The organism is Campylobacter sp. 2018MI13, from assembly GCF_018501135.1.
Classification (GTDB): domain Bacteria; phylum Campylobacterota; class Campylobacteria; order Campylobacterales; family Campylobacteraceae; genus Campylobacter_E.
This window is the reverse complement of sequence record NZ_JAHCZC010000082.1, coordinates 1-7740: the sequence shown is the minus strand read 5'-3', so window position 1 is coordinate 7740 and position 7740 is coordinate 1. Positions and strand designations below refer to the sequence as shown.

Here is a 7740-nt window from a genome sequence, read left to right as displayed (position 1 = left end):
TATAAAAACGAAGAATTTAAAAATGAAATAAATGAACTTTATTTAAGATTAAGCCTAAAATATAAAGATAATTTAGATAAATATTTATAAGAATTAAGAAATAAATTCTTAATTCAAATTCTTAGAAATTTTTTAAGTGATAGTTTAATCTATCAATTAATATTTGATGTTTGAATAATTCTCCTTCAAACTTTACACTCTTACACTCTAGCATTTTTAAAGATTTCGCTATCATTGAAGCAATACTATCAACAACACCAAACAAAATCGCAATATCATCAAGTCCGCCTAAACGATATATCAAAATCAATCTAAAAGACTTACTAACATCCATTAAAATAGGTTTTTTAGCTAATTTAAAATCAAGCCCACTAGCAATTCCTATTTCATATTTATTAGCTAAATCAAGAAGTTCAGTTAAGCCTAATTTAAGTCCTAAAATATTTGCCGAGCTTATTAAAATACCACTAAAAGTATTTAAAATCTCGCTATCTCCTTCAAGGTTTAAGCCAAATTTTTCTTTATAATTTGCTAATAACTTAGCACCTAATTTGTTTTTATTTAATAATTCTGCGTGATTTTTACTTTCAAATTCTAAAAAAGCTGATAATTCATTATTAATATAAATCCCATCATCTTTTACAACAACCTCATCGCTCTTATTAAATCTAGCTAAATCATCATAACACCTTGCTCTTTTAGTTTGTGCATAAGAACTAGCGAGTGATTGTTCATAAACGCCATAATTATCCCAAAAATCTCTTTCGCTACAGGCAATACAGCCATGCCCTGCTTGAACCGGCCAAGAAGTTTTAGCATTAAACTTTGTCTTAGGACAATTATTAAAAGTATATGGTCCTTTACACCCTACTTTAAACAAACAAGCACCCGATTTAGCTGCTTCATCTCCAAATTCTTCAACAAATTCCCCACTCTCAAAAGCTATTTTCCTTTCGCACATATCGTGTAAGCATTTTGAATAAGCAAAAGCAGGACGATTATTATCATCTAATGTAGGAGCTTTATCAAAAAACGCAAAATGTAAAATACTAGCAATGATATTGCTCTCACTTGGAGGACAACCAGGAATTAATACAGCATCTTTTAAAATATCTTCAATACTAATAGAATTAGTAGGATTTGGCTTAGCTGCTTGAATACCACCATAAGATGAGCATGAACCTACAGCATAAACACAACTTGCACGATTAGTTAATTCTTTTAATTTATGTAAAGCAGAGTGAGCTGGAGCCCCACTTGTATAAAACTCATTACTAGCAATAGCACCTTCAACTACTAATAAAAATGGCTCTTTAATTTCTAATAAATCTTCAGCCAAAAATCCACTAGCTGCCATGTAAGTTTCGTGATAGATTAAATCTATAAAATCAAAAATCAAATCATCAAGACCAATACTCTCACTTCTAATAAAGCTCTCACTACAGCCTGTGCATTCGCTAAAATGTAGCCATATTAATTTTAACTTTTTTGCATTGATTTTTTCGTAGATTTCTTTTTCATCAGCTTTCACGCCTAAAGTTTTTAATGTAGATTGAATTTGAGCTAATACATTTGCATTCATAATAATCCTTTATTTAAGCTTAAAATATTAAATTAAATAAATAATAGCGAAATAATTTTTAAAATTAGTAACTTTTCTACTCAAGTTACTAATTTAACTAGCGGTATATTTAAGATATATTTTATATTTACCCCGTTTTAACGGGGCTAAATGAGTTTAGTTTGAAATATAAATACTAACTAAACCAAACTTTAAATATTCTTAAAATTATACTTTTTTTCAAATTTTAATAAATTTTTATAAGTCTTAGTTAAAAATATATCTTAAAAAAACATAGACTTTAAATACTTAGTTAGACCTAAATTCTCTAACATTATTATAAGTATTACAATAGGACAAATAAATCTTATAAACAATAACCATATTTTAAATCCAAACTCACCCATATAAGGAATAAATAAAGTTTTAAGTTTATTCACTTCTACGAAAAATCCTACGAAAATACAAGTAATAATCGCTGATAATGGCATTAAAATATTAGAAGTTAAATAATCTAATATATCAAATATACTTTTATCAAAAAATGTAAAAATTGAAGAATATTCATTATTAAAACCTAATATACAAAATATCCCCATAATATAAACAAAAATACCTATATAAATTAGAGCAAGTTTTCTTGAAATTCCAAATTTATTTATTAAATAAAAAGCAAAAGGTTCAATCATTGAAACAGCACTAGTAAGCCCAGCAAATAGTAATGCTATAAAAAATGCAATTGCAAGTATATTCCCAATAATTCCAAGATTTGAAAATAAACTCATAAGGCTTACAAATATAAGTCCTGGCCCTTGCTCGCTTGCATTTGCTCCATATTCAAAAACAAAGGTAAATACAATAAGCCCCATCATAATACCAACTAAAATATTTATAAAAATAATTGATAAAGTTGATTTAATCACATTTATATTTTCTGGCAAACTAGCAGCGTAAGTTAAAACTACGCAAACACCCATAGAAAGACTAAAAAAGCTTAACCCTAAAGCGTCTAAAATTAATTTTATATTAAGTTTATCTTCAACAAATAAAACAGAAAAATCAGGCTTAAACAAAAAGCTAAACGCCTTAACAAATCCATCAAAAGTAAAACTATATAAAAGCATTAAAATTAATAATATAAACAAACTTGGCATCATCCATACATTCATTTTTTCAATGCCACTTTTAATTCCTTTACTAACAACCCAAAAAATCATAAAAAACACTATGCTAAAGCAAATAATTTGAGATAATAAGTCTTTTGTCAATAAATTACCAAATAAATCTCCAGCTTCGCTAACAGAATTTGGTAAAGCAAAAAAACTAGAATAAATGTATTTTAAAATCCAGCCTATTACAACGCTATAAAAACAAACTATTAAAATAGCTCCTATCATAAAAAATCCTGCAAATCCCCAAGCTTTTTTATTAGATTTTGCTAAATCACTAAAAGCATTCACAGCGTCTTTTTGAGTAATTTTACCAATACTAAGCTCTCCTAAAAAAACCATAAAAGCTACTAAAAATGTTAAAACCAAATAAAGAAATATAAAAATAGAACCGCCATTAGTTCCTACCATTGTAGGGAATTTCCACGCATTTCCAAGTCCAACTGCAGAACCTGCCATCGCTAAAATAAAGCCAATTTTAGAAAATTGTTCTCTCATTTTTATCCTTTAAATTTAAAATACACAATAACAAGCACAGCAAGTGGTGCAACAAATCTTGCAAAAAATATCCATATTTTAAAACCAAGCTCACCCATATAAGGGATAAAGGTTTCTTTTAAATCTTGCTTGCTAATAAAAAACCCAACAAAAATTGCAGCCATAAATGAGCCAAAAGGCATAATGATATTTGAGCTAACATTATCTAAAATATCAAAGAAATTCATTCCAAAAAATGTTAAATTATTTTTATAAGCTTCAATGCCTGAAAATATACATAAAAGCCCTAAAATATAAACAACTACTCCAATTAAAACAATAGCTTTTATTCTTGAGAAATTGAATTTATTTATTAGATAAAATACAAAAGGCTCTATCATTGAAACCGCACTAGTAATCCCTGCAAAAAATAAAGCTATAAAAAATGTAACAGCTAATATTTTGCCTAAAAGTCCAAGTTTTGCAAAAAGCGAAATCAAAGAAATAAAAATAAGCCCAGGACCTTGTGCACTAGGGTCAGCATTAAACTCAAAAATAAAACTAAATACAATAAGCCCCATCATAAGACCTATTAAAAGATTTATAAAAATTATATAAAAAGTTGAACTTACAAAATTAGTTCTTTCAGGTAAGCTAGCTGAATAAGTAATAATGCTACCTGCTCCAATACTTAAAGAAAAACAAGCAAGTCCTAAAGCGTCTAAAAAAGAATCTTGATTAATCTTGCTAAAATCAGGCATAAATAAGAAATTAAAAGCGTCTTTAAAACCATCTTGAGTAAAGCTATAGCAAAGCATTAATAAAAGCATTATAAATAATGTTGGCATCATAAATACATTTAGCTTTTCAATACCATTTTTAACACCTTTTGCCACCGTGTAAAAGGCTATAAAAAACACTATACTAAAACATATTATCAAAGCACTTAAATTAGTTTCCACTAAATTAATAAAAAGCTCTTTATTATCAGCGATTTGAGTGCTAAGTGTATTTATATTAAAAATAGTAGATAGTGAATAATAAATATAATAAATTATCCAGCCAATAATCACACTATAAAAACTAACGATTAATAAAGCCCCAATCATTGTAAAGCCTACTAAAGACCAAGGTTTTTTATACTTAGGTGCTAAAAAATAATAAGCACTAGCAGGGTCAAGTCTTGATGCTTTACCGATATATAACTCGCACAAAAATATAACAAATCCAACGCCTAAAGTAAGCAAAATAAACAACATTACAAAGGCTGAACCACCATTAGTTCCTACCATTGTAGGGAATTTCCACGCATTTCCAAGTCCAACAGCAGAACCAGCAACTGCTAAAATAAATCCAATTTTAGAAAATGTATTATTCAAAATAAGCCCTTTTTTTGGTTTTTTAAGGTTAAAACTTTCATTCTATAATAATTTTTAAAAATTTGTATAAATAAAAATTAAAAATATATAAAAAAAGGCAAAAATTTGTGTAAAAATACTAAAGAATTTACATACAAACTAATCTTAAGCTATGATGGTTCAAGATTTTTTGGTTCAGCAAAGCAACCAAATTTAACTTGCGTTCAAAATACACTTGATAATGCTTTAAAATGTGTTGGGGTATTTAAGCCTAGTATATTTGCTAGTAGGACTGATAAAGGAGTTCATGCAAATTGTAATGTGGCAAGAATTAGTTCAAGTTATAAATTAAATAAAGATTTTGTATTAAAAAAACTCAACAATACTCTAAATGGTATTTATATAAAACATATAAAAGAATGCGAATTTGAACCTAGATTTGATGCAAAACTTAGAAGCTATAGATATATAATCTCGCCTTATTTTAACGCCTTTAATAAAGCATATTGCTGTGATTACGCAAAAGAAATTGATATTCAATTATTAAAAAACGCTTTAAAAGTATATGAAGGAGAGCATGATTTTGCTAATTTTTGTTTAAGCCTTGATGATGATAAAAATAGCATTAGAACTATTTATAAAACTAGAATTTATAAGTATAAAGATTTGGTTGTTTTGAACTTTTTTGCTAATGGATTTTTAAGGGGTCAGATTAGATTGATGGTTGATTTTTTACTTAAAATAAATGAAAAAAAATTAAGCATAGAAGAGCTAAAAGAACAATTAGCTTGCAAGGAAATTCACTCAAGAACCCTTGCAAAACCAAGCGGACTTTATCTTAAAAGCATAATGTATTAGAAGTTGTATCCTATACCAACTAATAGATTTGAGTTAGAAAAATTACTTCTACCTTGATAGCCTAATTTAGCATTTACATATAAGCTCTCATTAATATCATAAATTCCCTCAACACCAGCACTAATATATGTGCTATTTAAATCTTTAAAATCATGATGCAAAAATATTTCTCCACCTGCTGTTACATTATCAATAATTTTTACAGAATAATGCACTCCAGCTTGAATACCAAATCCATTTAAAGTAGAGCTTGAAATACCATCATATTTTGGCTTTATTGAGTAATAATAAGCTCCGGCTAATATATTTAACGCATCATCTAATTCTTGATAAGGTAAGCCAATCGCATAACCACCTAAAGCACCAAATGAATAAATGTTATATTTATACTTACCATAATAAGTTTTATTCTCTTGCTTTGATACGCTTATATTTGCACTATATACTAAATCATCTATATTGTTATAATTTTTATAATAAATATTAGAATTTAATACATTATCACTTCCCACGCCAAACTCAATTCCCGTATGATTGTAAGCGTTAGCATAAGAACTTAAAAACCCTAAAGTTAAAACAGAATATAAAATCTTTTTCATAATCTTCTCCTAAAATAAAAAAACGATGAATACTAAATATTTTTAGACAATAAACAGCTATATTTTTTAAAAAAACTAGTAAAAATATATTATTTTTTGTATTATTAAATCACATTTTAAATTCCTTATATTTTGAGTTATCATTTTGTAACCAAAAATAGGAATAATTTTGTCTTATTTTTAAAAAAGGAGATTTTATGAAAGTTAATTTTAAAGGTAGCCCTGTTGCAATTAGTGAAGCAATTAAGCTAGGAGATAGTATTAAAGATACTAAAGTAGTAGGTAAAGATTTAAGCGTAATTAATCTAAATGAAGACGCTATCATAGTAAGCGTTCCTAGTATTGATACAGGTGTATGTGCTAAAGAAGCTAGAGAATTTAATGTAAAAGCTAACAAACTTGGAATGAAAGTTTATGTTGTAAGTATGGATTTACCTTTTGCTTTTGCAAGATTTTGCACTGCTGAAGGCTTAGAAAATATAATTCCAGTTAGTGATTTTAGATACGGCGAATTTGTTAAAAACTACGGCTGTAGAATACAAGAAGGTGCTTTAGAAGGACTTACAACTAGAGCTGTTTTTGTTCAAAAAGGTGGAAAAATAGTTTATAGCGAAGTTTGTGCTGAAATTACAGAACTACCTAATTTTGACGCTTTAGAAAAAGCTCTAGCGTAATTAATAAATATCTAAATCTTAGGATTTAGATATTTAAATTCCTATTTTAAATTCCTTAGAATTTCAAGCAAATTAATTTGAATTTTATCTTATTGTTATTTTATAAAGATACTTTATCTACTATTAAATGATTATTTTTTATCGTAAGGTAGTTTTTTTAATTCTACTTGTTTATTCAATATAAATTTATTAAAAAAACTTTCTAAATACGAAAAATCGCTTTTTATATTATTTTTAATATTCTCATAGTTAGCCAAAACTAATGCGTCTCTAAAATACTTTGAGTTGTTTTTGAAAATATCATTATTAGCTTCAAAACCTTTGCTTTGTAGATATTTGATTGCAAAAACAGCGATTGTTCTAGTATTGCCTTCGCGAAATGGATGAATTTGCCAAATATCACTTATAAATTTTGCTATATTTAAAACTTGCTCTTCTTTACTCATTAGAAGATAATTTTTCTTTTTTTCCTTATCAAAATCATATTCAAGAGTATCGCTAATCTCATTAAAATCAACATATTCTACGCTTTTATCTCCCCCTAAAATATCTTCATTTTTAGCAATATTTACATCTCTAAAAACACCAACATATTTTTCAAGCCCTTGAACAAAAGCATCTTGAAATATATTTTTATGAATAATTTTTAAAGCAATCGGAGAAAATCTAAAGCTATTATTGTCTAAAAACTTAGCAATATTTATAGATACCAAATCGCATTCTTTTTCACATATTTGTTGAATATCAAGTTTTTTATTTTGATAATATGTTTTAATGCTAATTTCTAATTCTTGATATGTTTTTGCTGTTGTTAAAGTTTGTTTAAAATATTCAGATGGTTTAAGATTATCAACCAAGCTAAGCCCAATGCCTATTTCAATATAATCTTTATTTATATTTTCTTTATTTTGTATTTCCGTATATTGAGCTACCATTTTTTATCCTTTTTTCTTATTTTACAATAATTTTTTATATTGTTAATTTTATAAAGCGATATATAACTTCTTAAATGACCTTTACAATTTAAGCCCTTTTTTCTCTAAA

7 protein-coding genes are annotated in these 7740 nt (G+C 26.9%); 2 read left to right on the top strand and 5 right to left on the bottom strand.

The window, feature by feature from the left end:
- Positions 1-121: 121 nt before the first annotated feature.
- The 3 genes from KJQ99_RS08025 to KJQ99_RS08015 form a co-directional block, all read right to left on the bottom strand.
- Positions 122-1582, bottom strand: coding sequence for a hydrogenase small subunit (locus tag KJQ99_RS08025; RefSeq protein ID WP_214150488.1), 1461 nt, complete (start codon positions 1580-1582; stop codon positions 122-124).
- Positions 1583-1845: 263 nt separating this feature from the next.
- Positions 1846-3228, bottom strand: coding sequence for a sodium-dependent transporter (locus KJQ99_RS08020; protein ID WP_214150487.1), 1383 nt, complete (start codon positions 3226-3228; stop codon positions 1846-1848).
- Positions 3229-3230: 2 nt separating this feature from the next.
- The gene (locus KJQ99_RS08015) at positions 3231-4586 is read right to left on the bottom strand and encodes a sodium-dependent transporter (protein ID WP_214150486.1); all 1356 of its coding nucleotides are present in this window, start codon (positions 4584-4586) and stop codon (positions 3231-3233) included.
- Positions 4587-4691: 105 nt separating this feature from the next.
- On the opposite strand from KJQ99_RS08015, the gene truA reads away from it, so the two are divergent.
- A complete protein-coding gene (gene truA, locus KJQ99_RS08010) occupies positions 4692-5423 on the top strand; it encodes a tRNA pseudouridine(38-40) synthase TruA (protein WP_214150485.1) in 732 nt (243 codons plus the stop codon).
- Here the strand turns inward: truA and KJQ99_RS08005 are convergent.
- A complete protein-coding gene (locus KJQ99_RS08005) occupies positions 5420-6022 on the bottom strand; it encodes a hypothetical protein (RefSeq protein ID WP_214150484.1) in 603 nt (200 codons plus the stop codon). The genes truA and KJQ99_RS08005 overlap by 4 nt on opposite strands.
- 197 nt (positions 6023-6219) lie before the next feature.
- Between KJQ99_RS08005 and tpx the strand changes: the two genes are divergently transcribed.
- The gene (tpx, locus tag KJQ99_RS08000; protein ID WP_214117430.1) at positions 6220-6696 is read left to right on the top strand and encodes a thiol peroxidase; all 477 of its coding nucleotides are present in this window, start codon (positions 6220-6222) and stop codon (positions 6694-6696) included.
- A 131-nt stretch (positions 6697-6827) separates the two neighbouring features.
- Here the strand turns inward: tpx and KJQ99_RS07995 are convergent, their stop codons facing one another.
- Positions 6828-7631, bottom strand: coding sequence for a Fic family protein (locus KJQ99_RS07995; protein WP_214150483.1), 804 nt, complete (start codon positions 7629-7631; stop codon positions 6828-6830).
- Between the last annotated feature and the right edge of the window lie 109 nt (positions 7632-7740).

Coding starts and splice junctions, on each gene's coding strand:
- KJQ99_RS08025 (WP_214150488.1), bottom strand. CDS start 1,582: ATGAATGCAAATGTATTAGCTCAAATTCAATCTACATTAAAAACTTTA.
- KJQ99_RS08020 (WP_214150487.1), bottom strand. CDS start 3,228: ATGAGAGAACAATTTTCTAAAATTGGCTTTATTTTAGCGATGGCAGGT.
- KJQ99_RS08005 (WP_214150484.1), bottom strand. CDS start 6,022: ATGAAAAAGATTTTATATTCTGTTTTAACTTTAGGGTTTTTAAGTTCT.
- tpx (WP_214117430.1), top strand. CDS start 6,220: ATGAAAGTTAATTTTAAAGGTAGCCCTGTTGCAATTAGTGAAGCAATT.
- KJQ99_RS07995 (WP_214150483.1), bottom strand. CDS start 7,631: ATGGTAGCTCAATATACGGAAATACAAAATAAAGAAAATATAAATAAA.